Origin of the sequence: Aminobacter aminovorans (assembly GCF_900445235.1) — a bacterium.
GTDB lineage: Bacteria > Pseudomonadota > Alphaproteobacteria > Rhizobiales > Rhizobiaceae > Aminobacter > Aminobacter aminovorans.
Window position 1 is genome coordinate 1483629 of the sequence record NZ_UFSM01000001.1, and the last position, 15796, is coordinate 1499424.

The following is a 15796-nucleotide window of genomic DNA, read 5'->3' on the forward strand; positions in this document are numbered from 1 at the left end:
GCGATGCGCCGCAATGGAGACCCAGTTCGTGCGATGAGGAGGAGGTGAGGTTTGCCTGGTGGTCTTCGGGCATGAGCCCGAATGCCAAAGCCGGAATGCCCGACCCGCAACGCCTCGCACCGTCCCTACGCCAGTGTGAACTGGATCAGGTTCAACGGGTCACTGCGCTGCGTTAGCGAGCAGTATCTCAGCCCCTTGTCGGGACCCCCCTGGTGAGGCCGGCAACATGAGGGAGGAAGGCCGGTGCTGTCAACCGGGCTTTCGATATTGTCGCGACAATGCCAAACTCGCCTCAGCAGCCATTGCGGTTTCGAAAGCGTTGGGATAATAGGTCAGCGTTGCTGACATAAATTGTCTGCCGCGCAGGGAGGACCAATTGGCCTGCGCGAGACAGGAGGAACATCCGTGACGGACAATCCCTCGCCACTCAAGTTTCACGTGCCCGAACCCGAGGTTCGGCCGGGCGGGACGCCCGACTTCTCCAATGTGCCTATTCCCAAGGCCGGATCGGTGGCGCGACCCGAGGTCGATGTCGACCCGCGCAACATCCGCGATCTCGCTTATTCGATCATCCGCGTGCTCAACCGCGAGGGCGATGCCGTCGGCCCCTGGGCCGGCACGCTGAGCGACGAGGAGCAGCTCGAGGGCCTGCGTCACATGATGACGCTGCGCACCTTCGATGCACGCATGCAGATGGCGCAGCGCCAGGGCAAGACCTCGTTTTACATGCAGCATATGGGCGAGGAGGCGGTGAGCTGCGCCTTCCGCAAGGCGCTGATCCCAGGCGACATGAATTTCCCGACCTATCGCCAGGCCGGCCTGCTGATCGCCGGCGGCTATCCGATGGTCGAGATGATGAACCAGATCTACTCCAACGAGCGCGATCCGCTGAAGGGCCGGCAGCTGCCTGTCATGTATGCCTCCAAGGAGCACGGCTTCTTTTCGATCTCCGGCAATCTGACGACGCAGTACATCCAGGCGGTCGGCTGGGCGATGGCATCGGCGATCAAGGGCGACACCAAGATCGCCGTCGGATGGGTCGGCGACGGCGCCACCGCCGAGAGCGACTTCCACGCCGCACTCGTCTTCGCCTCGACCTACAAGGCGCCCGTGGTGCTCAACATCGTCAACAACCAGTGGGCGATCTCGACCTTCCAGGGCATCGCCCGCGGCGGCTCCGGCACTTTTGCGGCGCGTGGGCTTGGGTTTGGCATCGCGGCCCTGCGTGTCGACGGCAACGACTATCTCGCCGTCCATGCGGTGGCCAAATGGGCGACCGAACGCGCCCGGCGCAATCTCGGCCCGACGCTGGTCGAGTATGTCACCTACCGCGTCGGCGCGCATTCGACCTCGGACGATCCCTCCGCCTATCGGCCCAAGACCGAATCGGACGCCTGGCCGCTCGGCGATCCGGTGATCCGGCTCAAGAACCATCTGATCAAGCGTGGCCTGTGGTCGGACGAACGCCACAAGCAGGCCGAGGCGGAAATCCTCGAAACCGTCATCGCCGCGCAGAAGGAAGCCGAAAGCCACGGCACGCTGCATGCCGGTGGCAAACCGTCGACGCGCGACATGTTCGAAGGCGTCTATGCCGAGATGCCGCCGCATCTGAGGCGCCAGCGCCAGAAGGCGGGGGTATAGACCATGCCGCGCATGACCATGATCGAAGCCATCCGCAGCGCCATGGACGTTGCCATGGGGCGCGACGACGATGTCGTCGTCTTTGGCGAGGATGTCGGCTATTTCGGCGGCGTCTTCCGCTGCACCCAGGGGCTGCAGCAGAAATACGGCCGCTCGCGCTGTTTCGACGCGCCGATCAGCGAACTCGGCATCGTCGGTGCCGCCATCGGCATGGCCGCCTACGGGCTCAAGCCTTGTGTCGAGGTGCAGTTCGCCGACTATGTCTATCCAGCCTATGACCAGATCGTTTCGGAAGCGGCACGATTGCGCTACCGCTCCAACGGCGAGTTCACCTGCCCGATCGTCGTGCGCATGCCGACCGGCGGCGGCATCTTCGGCGGCCAGACCCACAGCCAGAGCCCGGAAGCGCTGTTCACCCATGTTTCTGGCCTGAAGGTCGTTGTTCCCTCAAACCCGCTCGACGCCAAGGGCCTGCTGATCGCCTCGATCGAAGACCCCGATCCGGTGATCTTTCTGGAGCCGAAACGATTGTATAACGGCCCCTTCGACGGCCATCACGACCGGCCTGTCACGGCCTGGTCGAAGCATGAACTGGGCGAGGTGCCCGAGGGGCACTACACCACCCCGCTCGGCAAGGCGAAGATCCGCAGGGCTGGCTCAGCCGTCACCGTGCTTGCTTACGGCACCATGGTCTATGTCGCCCAGGCGGCGGCCGAAGAGACCGGCATCGACGCCGAAATCATCGACTTGAGGACGCTGCTGCCGCTCGACCTCGACACCATCATCGCCTCGGTCACGAAGACCGGCCGCTGTGTCGTCGTGCATGAGGCGACGCTGACCTCGGGCTTCGGTGCCGAGCTTGCAGCGCTGGTGCAGGAGCACTGCTTCTACCATCTCGAGGCACCGGTTGCGCGTGTCACCGGCTGGGACACGCCTTATCCGCATGCTCAGGAATGGGATTATTTCCCCGGTCCCAAGCGGGTCGGCGAAGCTTTGATCGAAACGATGGGGGCCTGAACATGGGCGAACATGTCATCAAGCTTCCCGACGTCGGCGAAGGCGTGGCCGAGGCCGAACTGGTCGAATGGCACGTCAAGATCGGCGACCTCGTGCGCGAGGACGCGGTGATCGCCGCCGTCATGACCGACAAGGCGACGGTCGAAATTCCCTCGCCGGTCGATGGCGAGATCATCTGGCTCGGCGCCGAGATCGGCGAAACCGTCGCCGTCGGTTCGCCGATCGTGCGCATCAAAATTGCCGGCGACGGACCGGCGGAAACTGTGGCTGAGGCCGCCCCGGCCGAGCCGAAAAGCGAGGCCAGGCAGCCGGCCCCGGCAGCTGTGGAAGCGGCTCCTGCGCCGGCTAAGAAAGCCGAGCCTGCGGCAAAGCCACCAGCACCCGCGGCAGCACTCAAGCCTGTGCCACGTGCGACAACGCTCGGCCTGCCCAGGCCGGAAGGCGAACGCCCGCTGGCGTCGCCCGCCGTGCGCTTGCGCGCCAAGGAAGCCGGCATCGACCTGCGCCAGATCCCCGGCACCGGTCCGGCCGGCCGCGTCACCCATGAGGATCTCGACGGTTTTGCCGCGCGCGGTGCTGCGGTCCCAGTGGCCGGCTTGCAGGCCAAGTCAGGGGTCGAGGAGATCAAGGTCATCGGCCTGCGCCGGCGCATCGCCGAAAAGATGGCGCTGGCCAAGTCGCGCATCCCCCACATCACCTATGTCGAGGAGGTCGATGTCACCGCTCTCGAGGAGTTGCGCGCCAAGCTCAACGCCACGAAGAAGCCGGACCGGCCGAAGCTGACCTTGCTGCCGTTCCTGATGCGGGCGCTGGTCAAGGCGGTGGCTGAACAGCCGCAGCTCAATGCGATCTATGACGACGATGCCGGCATCATCCATCGCCATGCCGGCGTGCATATCGGCATGGCGGCGCAGACCCCGGGCGGGCTGATGGTGCCTGTGGTCAAGCATGCCGAGGCGCGCGACCTGTGGGATTGCGCCGTCGAGGTCAACCGCCTTGCCGAGGCCGCCAAGGCCGGCACGGCGACACGCGAGGAGCTGACCGGCTCGACCATCACCATCACCTCCTTGGGGGCGATGGGCGGTGTCGCTACCACGCCCGTCATCAACTACCCGGAAGTGGCGATCGTCGGCGTCAACAAGATCATGATCCGGCCGATGTGGGACGGCAGCCAGTTCGTGCCTCGCAAGATGATGAACCTGTCGTCCAGCTTCGACCATCGCGTCATCGACGGCTGGGACGCGGCGGTCTTTGTCCAGCGCCTCAAGGCGCTGCTCGAAGCGCCGGCAATGATCTTCGTGGAGGGCTGAGGCTGTGAAGGAAATCTCCTGCAAGCTTCTGATCATCGGTGCCGGACCCGGCGGCTATATCTGCGCCATCCGTGCCGGCCAGCTCGGCATCGACACGGTCATCGTCGAAGCGGTCAAGCCGGGCGGCACCTGCCTCAATGTCGGCTGCATCCCCTCCAAGGCGATGATCCATGCCGCCGACGAATATCTCAAGGTCTCGGAGATGGCGGCGGGCACAAGCCCGCTCGGCATCTCCCTGTCGGCACCGGCACTCGATCTCGCCAGGACGGTTGCCTGGAAAGACCGCATCGTCGGCCGCCTGACCACAGGCGTCGCCGGCCTGCTCAAGAAGGCCCGGGTCAAGTCGGTGCAGGGCTGGGCGCGCTTCCGCGACGGCAAGACCGTCGAGGTCGACACCGAGACCGGCCTGCAGGTGATCCGCGCCGAAACCATCGTCATCGCCACCGGTTCGGTGCCTGTCGAGCTGCCGTTCCTGCCCTTTGGCGGATCGGTGATCTCGTCGACCGGGGCGCTGGCGCTGAAGCAGGTGCCGCAAGCGCTGGCCGTCGTCGGCGGCGGTTACATCGGCCTCGAGCTCGGCACCGCCTTTGCCAAGCTCGGCGCCAAGGTGACGGTCGTCGAAGCCTTGCCGCGCATCCTGCCGCAATATGATGCCGAGCTGACCCGGCCCGTCGCCAAACGGCTCGAAGCGCTCGGCGTCAAGGTGCTGACAGGCGCCAAGGCCAAGGGGCTTTCCGCCAAGGGCGATGCGCTTCTGGTCGAAGCCGCCGATGGCAGCGAGCAGAAGATTGCGGCCGACAAGGTGCTGGTGACTGTCGGGCGCAAGCCGCTGGTCGAAGGCTGGGGCCTCGAAGAGATCGACCTCGACCGCGACGGCCGTTTCATCCGCATCGACGAGCAGTGCCGCACCTCGATGCGCGGCATCTACGCCATCGGCGACGTCACCGGCGAGCCGATGCTGGCGCACCGCGCCATGGCCCAGGGCGAAATGGTCGCCGAGATCGTTGCCGGCCACAAGCGCAGCTGGGACAAGCGCTCGATCCCTGCCGTCTGCTTCACCGATCCGGAGGTCGTCACCGCGGGCCTTTCGCCCGACGAGGCCAAGGCGCTTGGCATCGAGATCAAGTCGGCGTCATTCCCGTTCTCGGCCAATGGCCGGGCGATGACCTTGCTCGGCGAAGACGGGTTCGTGCGCATCGTTGCGCGTGCCGACAACCATCTGGTGCTGGGCATCCAGGCCGTCGGCACCGGTGTCTCGGAGCTTTCCTCGGCCTTCAGCCTGGCGATCGAGATGGGCGCCAGGCTGGAAGACATTGCCGGCACCATCCATGCCCACCCGACCCAGGGCGAAGCCTTCCTCGAGGCTGCACTGCGCACGCTCGGCCACGCGCTCCACATCTGATGCCCTATCCCGATATGGACGCGGCCTTGCGCCGCGTCCCCTCCAGCCTTGCCCAATCAGCCAAGCTGGGCTAACAAGCCCACGCACTGGACGACCAGTGCCTAGCACGTTCGGGGACGGCCCCATCCAAGAGATGGCGCCGCAGACTTGTCACCCGAACTGATCCACACCTTGAAACCGCGAAAACATGCAGCCTCCGCGCGGCGGACTGCGCTGTGCGCTCGACCCTGTCAGGCTTCCGGATTCGGTTCCGGGGCGCGAGCTTTCGCATTCGCATCACCCAGACCGGAGAGGCGCCATGGCCGGACCGATAGAACAATTTGAAATCAAGCCGATCTTCACCCTGTTCGAGTTTGCCGGCCAGGAGATCGCCTTCACCAACTCCGCCGCCTATATGGTGGGCGTCGCCGTGTTCGGTGGGCTGTTCCTGCTGGTGTCGACCAGTGCGCGTGCGCTGGTGCCGACGCGGCTGCAGTCGATCACCGAGCTGATCTACGAGTTCGTCTCCAAGACTTTGCGCGAAAATGCCGGCGAGGGCGGCATGAAGTTCTTCCCGCTGGTGTTTTCGCTGTTCGTCTTCATCCTGATCGCCAACCTCGCCGGCATGTTTCCTTATGCCTTCACTGTCACCAGCCACATCATCGTCACCTTCTCTTTCGCCATGATCGTGTTCGGCACCGTCACGCTCTACGGCATCTGGAAGAACGGCCTTGGTTTCTTCCGGCTGTTTCTGCCATCCGGCGTGCCGCTGGCCTTGGCGCCGATCATCGTGCCGATCGAGATCGTTTCTTACATCTCGCGGCCGATCAGCCATTCGGTGCGTCTGTTTGCCGTCATGCTGGCCGGCCACATCACGCTCAAGGTCTTTGCCGGTTTTGTCGCAAGCCTCGGCGGCATGGGCACGCTCGGCATCTTCGCCGCCGTGCTGCCGCTGGCCATGACGGTCGCGCTGACCGCACTCGAACTTCTGATGGCGGTGATCCAGGCCTACATCTTCACCATGCTGACCTGCATGTATCTCAACGATGCCCTGCACTCCGGGCACTGACCGGGCGCGCTTGCGCGACAAAACAAAAACCCCGGCATAAAGCCGGGGTTTGAGCGCCAAAGCAGATCGATCGGCTCAGTCGCGCGGCGGCCAGACATGGTCGCTTTTGCCCATCTTGGGTTCGCCGAGCAGCGGCGTCTTCAGCGCGTGCACGCCGCCGACCGAAAACAGCCAGATGATGTTGCGGTCATATTCGGTGAACACCGCAAAGCTGGCATTGTCGAAGGTGTAGTCGGGCATTTCCGAAGTCGTTGGGAAACGCGGCACGAAATAGCCAGTAATCTTCGGCTGTGCCGGGTCCTTGACGTCGAAGATCTGCAGCCCGGCATTGTAGAAGGCGTAAGGCACGATGCCGTCGCGGCCATGACCCGGCTGGTGGGTGGTGCCGGAGCGCTTGGGCCCGAAGCTGCCCTTGCGTTGGCAGAAATCGGTGAACTTCGCCTCCTTCGGCGGCGTCGGGCGCGGCAAGGTCGCCACCACCTTGGGTGCCGCCACATCCTTGGCGTCGATCACCAGCACGTCCTTGTAGGGCTCGTAGCAGTTCGAGTTCATCGGATAGCCATTGGCAAGGACATAACCGGTGCGGGCATATTGGCTGGTGTCGACATTGTCGAACTCGGTGCCGGCAAAGCTCGGCGCCGTCTCGACATGGCCCTTGATCTCCGGCCTGTCGGGATTGGAAAGATCGAAGGTGTAAAGGCCAAGGCCACCCATCGCGCCGAAGGCTATCTTGCCGCCCTTTTCGACCGGGGTCGGCAGGAAGGGCGGCATGCGCGAACCCATCCATGACGTGCGGTTGCCGGCGCGCGGGTTCATCAGATAGGCGTCCTCGCTTGCCTTGTCGCCGACCACCTGGCCCGGCACCGTGACCTGGCTGACAAAGACCGGATTGGCCGGGTCCGACATGTCCCAGACCTGGTAGCCCGGCGAGTGCAGGTAATCAGGGTATTCGGTCAGCGCGTAGGAATCGTCAGGTGCCGCCGACAGATACATGTATTTGCCGCCAAACCAGGCCGGCGCATCGAGCGAACCCGAACCCTGCTGCTGACCGATGGGCGCATCCGGGTTCTTGGTGTCGGTGGTGCGGGTGGCGATCAGCTTCCAGTCGTCGGGCGTCGGCCCGTTCATCTCATAGACCTTGAAGCCCTTGAGCGAATTGTAGTTGCGCAGGCTCGCGACGATGTCGGGCTGGGTGCGCTTGTTGTCGAGAATGCCGAAGCGGCCGATCTCGTAGGAGGCGACGACGACGTTCTTCTGCAGCTTCGCGCTCCAGGCGATGGTGATGCCGCCGAAATAGTCCTGGACCGTCTTGGCGTCCCAGTCCTCGCTCGAGCCCTCCGGCCCCCACACGCCGCCCCTGGAATAGACGACCTTGGCCTTGGCCGGGTCGGTGATGTCGAGCACGCGCATATAGTCGCGGTCGTGCACATACATGTAGCGCTTGCCGTCGAAGTCGGCGACGTCGGGCCAGGCATGCCAGGGCGAGCTTACTTCAGGATAAAACGCGATCTCCTCGACATTGTGGCTGTAGCTGTTGTCGTCCCAGGCCTTGAGCTGGCCGGGAAAGGCCGGGCTTTCGCCCAAAGGCGTGGCGCGCGGCGCTTTGAACGTGCCGTCCTCCGCCATGCCATAATCCTTGCCCGGCTCCAGCGCGGGCGGCGCTTTGTCGTAGGTCAAGGCGTTCCACTGCTTGAGGTAGGGATCGGTGATGTTGATTTCCGTCGGCACCTTGCTGCCCCAGTCGGCGGCCTCAGCCACGCCGGCCGTCAGCGCCAGCACCGAACAGCCGATCGCGATAATCCTAGGTGTCATGACGTCCCTCCCGACGGTTGGCCGCCCACGTTCTTCGCATCGGGCCGGCTTGGTCAGTTGAGGAAAGTTCGGTCAGTCAGAAAAGTGAATTTTCGGCAGGTGGGTATGAGGGAGTGGCATAGATGGGGGTGGGATTGCATGCATGGGGTGTAAATTGCATGCAGAAAGGGGCTGATGTGGCCACGCGTTGCATCTGAGATATCGAGAGGGAATGGGGTGGTGATCCCGATAGGGTTCGAAATCTGCACGACTGTTCAGGATCGGCGCGCCTAAGGATCGATTTACCTCGACGACTAAGCAGTTGGCTTCCCGGCCAGTTTCGGTCGTTCTTGTCAATCCTGATTTGCGGCTGCTGTGCGCCTGATATCGGCCGTTCGGTGCTGCACTTGATCATCTCCCAAGCGGTCGTTCGCTGTGGAATGACGTTCATTCCGCCTTTACCGGGACTATGGCAACCTCTCCAACCATGCGGGCCGGTCCGGATTTTCACTACTGATTGGATGTATGAACTATTACAATGTCATAGGTTTGTTGAATACGAGTATGGCTGCGATATTCTGTATCGCGCTGCTAACGATATGGCGAAACAATCGCGCCCTGAAATATATAGGGGTGCTCGGCCTATCCTATGGGATTCGGTCGCTGTGCTTCGGCATTTTCTACTTTGCCTTCTCCCTTGAAAATCCGGTTTTGCGATATTCGGCGAACATCTTCCTCCTGTTCGCGATAATGCTGCTCTCTATCGGCTTGTCCAATCGGCGCTTACGACAGCCTCGCTACGGCGCTCTCCTTGCTATCGCTGCGATCACGCTCGGACCGCTCTACTATTATCAGTTCATCGAACCGAACCTGCTCGCCCGCGTCATCATTCTCAATTCTGGGCTGGCCCTGCTCAGCCTCCTGATGTTGTGGGACGTCGCGAAGGCGCCACGCCGCTCGCCGGTCGAGCAGGTGCTGCTCGGGTTGTTACTCGTATCATGCGCAGGCTATCTTCTTCGCCCGCTCTTCTTGATCGCGTCAGGGGCCTCCGGCGAGCGCTTCGAAGGTTCCTACTGGCTTGTCGTTTCGATTTCGGATGCTCTTATCTGCGCGATGACTGCTGTTGGTGTGTTTGCGGTTATTGCAAGCGACGTGATGGATGAAATCAAGACTGATGCGCTGATCGATACCCTATCCGGATTGTTCAATCGCCGCGGCTTCGAACCGCTCGCACTAAGGGCGTTATCGAAGCGGACGGCCGGCACCCCGCCTGCCATGATCCTCGCTGATCTCGACCACTTCAAATCGATCAACGATCTATTCGGCCATAGCGGTGGCGACTTGATCATTCGGAGGTTTTCCGAGGTTCTCAAGCAGAAGGCGCCCGGCGATGCGATCATGGCGCGTCTTGGTGGTGAAGAATTCGCAGTCATGTTGCCTTCAAACGCGAGCGACTCTGCCTACCAATTGGCGGAAGAGGTAAGAACAACGTTTAAACAAATCGCATTTGACACCGTAGCGGGTGAGGCACACCCGACGGCCAGTTTTGGCGTCGCGATTGCGCGGGAGGATGAAGGCCTCCCGTCTTTGATCGAGCGTGCCGATCATGCCCTCTATAGGGCAAAGGGCAACGGTCGCGATCGCGTTAATCTTGCCGAGTAAGGCACGCTAACATGGCCCTCTCAGAGTGCTACTTCAAACGCCGGACCGACTGTCCGCTATCTATGTTGGACGTCCCAAGATCGGACAGTCCGCAATCGGCCCCGACCCTGCCGTTCGGCGACGCGTTGCATGTCGGCCGTACCGTATCTGCGGGACCTCTCGTTGCGGATAAGGGTGGAGAATTTCACAGGGCCAGCGCTGCCGGAAAATCACCAGCTGAAACTTCGTCACACTTTTGATTTTCGAGTGGTGATCCCGACAGGAATCGAACCTGTGACCTACAGATTAGGAATCTGCCGCTCTATCCTACTGAGCTACGGGACCACTCGGCTGCACACATAGCGGCTTCAAACGGATTCGCCAACGGTTTTTGGCAGGCTGCGGCTGAAACGTTTTGGCGGTTGCCGACCGTGCCAAATGCTGTTTCTGCGTCCAGGGCCGATTGGCAGCCCTGGAGGCGTTTTGCAGGCAAGGGTCAGGCCGCCAGGGCCGTTTCGGCGAGGCGGACCCAGTAGCTGACGCCGTGCGGGATGGCCTCGTCGTTGAAGTCGTAGGCCGGGTGGTGGAGGTTGGCGGTGTCGCCATTGCCGATGAAGATGAAGGCGCCGGGGCGGGCTTCGAGCATGTAGGAAAAGTCCTCGCCGCCCATCAAGGGCTGGATCGCCCGGTGCACCTGGGCTTCGCCGGCGACTGACGCGGCGACATCGCCGGCAAACACCGTCTCGTTTTCATGGTTGAAGGTGACCGGATAATTGGCGTCGTAGTCGAGCTCGATCGCCGTGCCGGTGGCTTCGGCGACGCCGCGGCAGATGGCGCCCATGCGCTCTTCGGCGAGTTTTGCGATCTCCTTCTTCAGCGTGCGCACGGTGCCGGCGATGACCGCCTGTTCGGGAATGATGTTGTAGGCGGTGCCGGCATTGAACTTGGTCACCGAAACGACGATCGCTTCGGCCGGGTCGGTGCTGCGCGAGGCGATCGCCTGAAGTGCGGTCACCAGCTGGCTGCCGGCGACGATCGGGTCGATGGCGCGGTGCGGCATGGCGGCATGGCCGCCCTTGCCCTTGACGGTGATGGTGAACTCGGCGGTCGCCGCCATGATCGCGCCCGGACGGATGGCGAACTGGCCGACCGGCAGGCTCGGCATGTTGTGCATGCCAAAAACCTTCTGGATGCCGAAACGCTCCATCATGCCGTCCTTGACCATCTCGTTGCCACCGCCGCCGCCCTCTTCGGCGGGCTGGAAGATGACCGCGACGGAGCCGGCGAAATTGCGCGTTTCGGCGAGATATTTGGCGGCGCCCAAAAGCATGGCGGTGTGGCCGTCATGGCCGCAGGCATGCATCTTGCCAGGTACGGTTGAGGCGTAAGGCTTGCCGGTGATCTCTTCGATCGGCAGCGCGTCCATGTCGGCGCGCAGGCCGACCACGCCGCCAGCGCCGAGGCTGCCCTTGATGATGCCGACGACGCCCGTCTTGCCCAGGCCGGTGACGATGTCGTCGCAGCCGAATTCTTCGAGCCTGGCTTTGACGAAAGCGGCGGTTTCGAAGACGTCGAAATTGAGCTCCGGCTTCTGGTGCAGGTGACGGCGCCAGCCGGCGATCTCGTCCTGCAGTTCGGCGGCTCGGTTCAGGATCGGCATGGTGGTCTCGACTTCCTGTGTGGTGGACTCACTCGGTATGGAACCAGGGTCCGGATTCGCAATTGTGATCGCCAGAGATCTGCCATCTTGGCGTCACATAGGTTATTTAGCAGCGGCGGCGACGCCGTGGCCATGGTCTTTCGTACCGGCCAGCGCGTTGCCATCCCGGTTTACGGAAATCTTATGGACGGCCGGCTATGATCGGCAAGAGGCGATTTCGGATTTGATGATGAAGATTAGGTTCGTCAAAAGCATGCTCCTTGGCCTGGCGGCCGCAACCGTGCTCAGTGCTGCGCCCGTGTCGGCCAATCCGGCGATGCTGTTCGACGTCAATTCGGGTGCCGTCATCGAGCACCAGGAGGCGTTCAAGCGCTGGCATCCGGCCTCGCTGACCAAGCTGATGACCGCCTACACCACCTTCCGCGCCGTTAAGGCGGGTGAGCTGGCGCTCAATTCGCCGATCAAGATCTCCAAGAAGGCAGCGGCCTTCCCGCCGGCCAAGATGGGCTACAAGCCGGGCTCGGTGCTGACGCTCGACAACGCGCTCAAGATCATCATGGTCAAGTCGGCCAATGACGTGGCCGCGGCGATCGGCGAAAATGTCGGCGGCACGTCAGAGGCGTTCGCCGCACGGATGAATGCCGAGGCGCAGCGCCTGGGCATGTCGGGCAGCCACTGGGTCAACGCCAACGGCCTGCATGACCCCGCCCAGTACACCACGGCGCGCGATCTCGCGGTGCTGGTCAGGGCGATCCGCCTCGAATATCCTGAATATGCCGCCTATTTCGACATTGAAGGCATCATTGCCGGCAAGGCGAAGCTGAAGAATTTCAACCCGCTGGTCGGCCGCTTCCCCGGCACCGACGGCATGAAGACAGGGTTCGTCTGCGAATCCGGTTTCAACCTGATCGCCACCGCCACCCGCGACGGCCGCACGCTGGCGGCCATCGTGCTCGGTGCCGATTCACCCGACAAGCGTGCCGAAGAGGCGGCGAAGATGCTGCAGACCGGTTTTGTCCGCAACGGCGCCTCGGTCAGTGTCACTGGGCTTGCGCCTTACGGCGACAGCCGCGACGTGGCGACCAGCATGCGCGAGGAGGTCTGCTCGCCCAAGGCCAAGCATGCGGCGTCCGACGGTCCGGCACCGACCGAAGCGGGGGCTGCACCCGACAAGGTCTCGATCATTCCCGAAATGACGCGCCAGCGTAACTGGGTCACCGTCAGCCTGGGCGGCGCCACCGGGCCGAAACCCAAGGCGTTGGGCGGCGGCGACATCGTTGTCGACACAGGCGTGCCGCTGCCGACCTGGCGTCCCGACCGGCCGGCACCCGTCGGTGCAGCCCCAGTCGCTGCCAACGTCCAGGCGCGCTCGTGAACTCGCAGGCAGCGTTCCCGATCCCGGTATCGGTGCTGACCGGCTTTCTCGGCGCCGGCAAGACGACGCTGCTCAACCGCCTGCTCAAGGATCCCGAGCTCACCGACACCGCCGTCATCATCAATGAGTTCGGCGACGTCGCCATCGACCACCTGCTGGTCGAAAAGGCCTCCGACGGGGTCATCGAACTGTCCGATGGCTGCCTGTGCTGCACCGTGCGCGGCGAACTTGTCGATACGCTGGCCGATCTCGTCGACCGGCTGCAGACCGGTCGCATCGCCAGGCTTTCGCGGGTGGTGATCGAGACCACCGGGCTTGCCGATCCGGTGCCGGTGCTGCAGTCGATCATGGGCCATCCGGCCCTTATTCATGCCTTCCGGCTCGACGGCGTCATCACTGTCGTCGATGCGGTCAATGGTTCGGCGACCCTCGACGCCCATGTCGAGGCGGTCAAGCAGGTCGCGGTGGCCGACCGCATCGTGTTGACCAAGGCCGATCTCGTCGACAATGCCGCATGGCTCGATGCGCTTGAGGCGCGGCTGTTGCGCATCAATCCGGGCGCCGAAATCCGCGCGGTCGACGCCGCTGTGGCCAGGCTTTTGCAGTGCGGGCTCTACGACCCGACAAGCAAGACCGCCGATGTGCGCCGCTGGCTCGGCGAGGCGCATGCGCATGACCATCACGGCCAAGGCGAGCACGATCACCATCATCATCACCACGACCACGATCACGGCCATGATCACGATCATCAGCACGCTCACGGCCACGATGCCCGCATCGGCTCGTTTTCGCTGACGCATGGAGGGCCGCTGCCGTTTTCGACCGTCGAGATGTTTCTCGACCTTCTGCTTTCGACCCAGGGCGACAGGCTATTGCGTATCAAGGGCATCGTCGAGCTGATTGAGGACCGGGAGCGGCCGCTGGTCATCCACGGCGTGCAGAAGCTGCTGCATCCGCCGGCACGCCTGCCGTCATGGCCGGATGCCGTGCGCGGCACGCGGCTGGTGCTGATCGGCATCGACCTGCCGCGCGACTATGTCGAACGGCTGTTTGCAGCCTTCGTCAACAAGCCTGCCATCGACACGCCGGACCGTCAGGCGATGGAAAACAACCCGCTGGCGATCGCCGGGCTGTAGTTTCCCAAATTTTGCCGAAAATCAGCTGCCGCGTTCGACGAGAAAGCGGTGGCCGCCGGTGGCCGGCCTGGTTTCGACCAGCCGGTGGCCGGCCTCCTGGCAGAAGGCCGGGATGTCGATGACGGCGAGCGGGTCGGTGGTTTCGAGCCACAACAGCTCGCCCGATGCCATGTCGGCGAGGCGGCGCCTGGCCTTGAGCACGGGCAGGGGGCAGTTGAGCCCCCTGAGATCGTAAATGTCGGTGGTTTCGCTCACGCTGGTCAGCTGCCGAACAGGCCGAGCAGCTTCTTCTTGAGCTTGGTGGCAGCACCTGCCTCTTCGACCGGTGCCACCTGGGCGGCCTGCGTCGGCACTTCTGTCACCACAGGCTGTTGCTGCGGCACGGTGGCGGTCACGACTTCCTGCTGGGCGGCAAGCTTGGCTGCCTTGGCGGCAGCGACGGCCTGGGCCTTTTCTTCGGCCGCTTTCTTCTTGGCTTCCGCCGCGGCATCGAGCGCTGCCATGCGGCGGCCTTCGGCCGAATCGATGCGGCCCATGCGGGCGGTGACCGTCACGGTGCCATCCTGGTTGAGCGATGGCGGCTCGATCGGCACACGCTCGCCGCGCGCCCGCTTCTTGGTCCAGTCCGAAACGATGGCCGCTTCCTTGATGCCGGCGATCGTCGGCTTGGGCGCGGGAATGTCACCGCCGGTGGCGCTGGCAAAAGCAGCGTCATACTTGCTCTTATAGGCCTGGTAGGCGGTCTGCAGCGCCTGCGGCTGGGTCACTGCCGGGCAGGCGCCGGTCGGATTGAACGTGCCGCCGGCTTCCGGGATCTGGTTGAAGACATAGCGCTTTTCGCAGACGTCGACCTTCGGCGGTGATTTGGTGATTTCGAAGTGGTCGTAGCCTTCCTTCAGCATCGCCCAGAACTTGTAGTTCGGATCGTTGCGATATCGCGCCATGTTGGCTGGGGTCATGCGGAACGGATAGGACTGGACCTGGAACTCGGTCTGGCCGCCCTTGAAGGCGTCGCGCGCGAAGGCATAGATCTCTTCGATCTGCGCATCGGTCATCGAGAAGCAGCCTGATGACGAGCAGGCGCCATGAACCATCAGGTTCGAGCCGGTGCGGCCATTGGCGCGGTCGAAGGCATTGGGGTAGCCGATGTTGAAGGCGAGGTGATAGCTGGAGTTCGGGTTCATCTGACCCGGCCGCACGGTGTAGAAGCCCTCCGGCGACTGGCGGTCGCCCTCGGTGAATTTCGGGCCGAGCTTGCCCGACATCTTGCAGATATCGTAGCTGGCGATGATGTCGTAGCGGCCGTTGGTCTTCTGTTTCCAGACTTCCAGCTTGCCCTCTTCCTTGAACACGCGCGCCAGCACAGGCGAGCTCTTGTTCATGCCCTTGGCCTTCATTTCGGCCACGATCTTGGCCGGCAGCTGCCTGTTGGCGTGCTGCGGCACGAAGTCGGTCACGGAAGATTCCGAACAGCCGGCTACCGCAAGGGCAGCGAGAAGCAATCCGGCGCGTGCGATATTGGCGATCATCGGTCTAAATGTCGTCTCTGATTGCAGTCATGGCGCATGCGCCAACGACCGGCCCGTCCTGTTACTGCCTCGACCTTAGGGTCGTTAACCTTGAAAAATCCTTACCGCAAGTTCCTGGCCCGTCCCACGCGCGAAAAATCACGGCAAGTTCATTGAACCGGGCGAGGCGGCAATTTTGTGGCGAAACCATGCCGTGGCCCGTTCAGGCCACAGTTTACGCAATCACAGGCTGCGTATCGGGCACAG

At 63.2% G+C, this 15796-nt stretch carries 12 protein-coding genes, 1 tRNA gene and 1 riboswitch; of the genes, 8 read left to right on the top strand and 5 right to left on the bottom strand.

Annotated elements, in window-relative coordinates:
* Positions 1–104: 104 nt before the first annotated feature.
* Positions 105–221, bottom strand: a riboswitch (TPP riboswitch).
* Positions 222–405: 184 nt separating this feature from the next.
* From DY201_RS07315 to DY201_RS07335, 5 genes are all read left to right on the top strand, one after another.
* The gene (locus DY201_RS07315; RefSeq protein ID WP_115730631.1) at positions 406–1641 is read left to right on the top strand and encodes a 3-methyl-2-oxobutanoate dehydrogenase (2-methylpropanoyl-transferring) subunit alpha; all 1236 of its coding nucleotides are present in this window, start codon (positions 406–408) and stop codon (positions 1639–1641) included.
* Positions 1642–1644: 3 nt separating this feature from the next.
* Positions 1645–2658, top strand: coding sequence for an alpha-ketoacid dehydrogenase subunit beta (locus DY201_RS07320; protein ID WP_115730632.1), 1014 nt, complete (start codon positions 1645–1647; stop codon positions 2656–2658).
* Between the two features lie 2 nt (positions 2659–2660).
* Positions 2661–3968: a dihydrolipoamide acetyltransferase family protein gene (locus tag DY201_RS07325; RefSeq protein ID WP_115730633.1), complete on the top strand. Its 1308-nt coding sequence runs from the start codon at positions 2661–2663 to the stop codon at positions 3966–3968.
* 4 nt (positions 3969–3972) lie between these two features.
* Positions 3973–5370: a dihydrolipoyl dehydrogenase gene (lpdA, locus tag DY201_RS07330; protein WP_115730634.1), complete on the top strand. Its 1398-nt coding sequence runs from the start codon at positions 3973–3975 to the stop codon at positions 5368–5370.
* A gap of 298 nt (positions 5371–5668) precedes the next feature.
* Positions 5669–6418 carry a F0F1 ATP synthase subunit A gene (locus DY201_RS07335; RefSeq protein ID WP_115730635.1) on the top strand — a complete coding sequence of 250 codons (750 nt, stop codon included), beginning with the start codon at positions 5669–5671 and terminating at the stop codon, positions 6416–6418.
* A gap of 75 nt (positions 6419–6493) precedes the next feature.
* Here DY201_RS07335 and DY201_RS07340 read toward each other — a convergent pair whose 3' ends face one another.
* Positions 6494–8230, bottom strand: a complete 1737-nt coding sequence (locus tag DY201_RS07340; protein WP_115730636.1) for an LVIVD repeat-containing protein — start codon at positions 8228–8230, stop codon at positions 6494–6496.
* 504 nt (positions 8231–8734) lie between these two features.
* On the opposite strand from DY201_RS07340, the gene DY201_RS07345 reads away from it, so the two are divergent.
* A complete protein-coding gene (locus tag DY201_RS07345; protein ID WP_115730637.1) occupies positions 8735–9871 on the top strand; it encodes a GGDEF domain-containing protein in 1137 nt (378 codons plus the stop codon).
* 247 nt (positions 9872–10118) lie between these two features.
* On the opposite strand, the gene DY201_RS07350 is transcribed toward DY201_RS07345, so the two are convergent.
* Together DY201_RS07350 and DY201_RS07355 are read right to left on the bottom strand one after the other, a co-directional pair.
* Positions 10119–10195: transfer RNA gene (locus DY201_RS07350), tRNA-Arg, on the bottom strand.
* A 151-nt stretch (positions 10196–10346) separates the two neighbouring features.
* Positions 10347–11510, bottom strand: a complete 1164-nt coding sequence (locus DY201_RS07355) for a M20 aminoacylase family protein (RefSeq protein ID WP_115730638.1) — start codon at positions 11508–11510, stop codon at positions 10347–10349.
* A 226-nt stretch (positions 11511–11736) separates the two neighbouring features.
* Here DY201_RS07355 and DY201_RS07360 point away from each other — a divergent pair, with 226 nt between their 5' ends.
* Both DY201_RS07360 and DY201_RS07365 read left to right on the top strand, forming a co-directional pair.
* On the top strand, positions 11737–12885 hold the full coding sequence (locus DY201_RS07360; RefSeq protein WP_115730639.1) for a D-alanyl-D-alanine carboxypeptidase family protein: 1149 nt from the start codon (positions 11737–11739) through the stop codon (positions 12883–12885).
* Positions 12882–14021: a CobW family GTP-binding protein gene (locus tag DY201_RS07365; protein ID WP_115730640.1), complete on the top strand. Its 1140-nt coding sequence runs from the start codon at positions 12882–12884 to the stop codon at positions 14019–14021. The genes DY201_RS07360 and DY201_RS07365 overlap by 4 nt, the downstream gene beginning before the upstream one ends.
* A gap of 21 nt (positions 14022–14042) precedes the next feature.
* Here DY201_RS07365 and DY201_RS07370 read toward each other — a convergent pair whose 3' ends face one another.
* Complete coding sequence (locus DY201_RS07370) at positions 14043–14276, bottom strand: sulfurtransferase TusA family protein (RefSeq protein ID WP_115730641.1); 234 nt, start codon at positions 14274–14276, stop codon at positions 14043–14045.
* Positions 14277–14281: 5 nt separating this feature from the next.
* Positions 14282–15550: a L,D-transpeptidase family protein gene (locus DY201_RS07375; protein WP_115730642.1), complete on the bottom strand. Its 1269-nt coding sequence runs from the start codon at positions 15548–15550 to the stop codon at positions 14282–14284.
* Between the last annotated feature and the right edge of the window lie 246 nt (positions 15551–15796).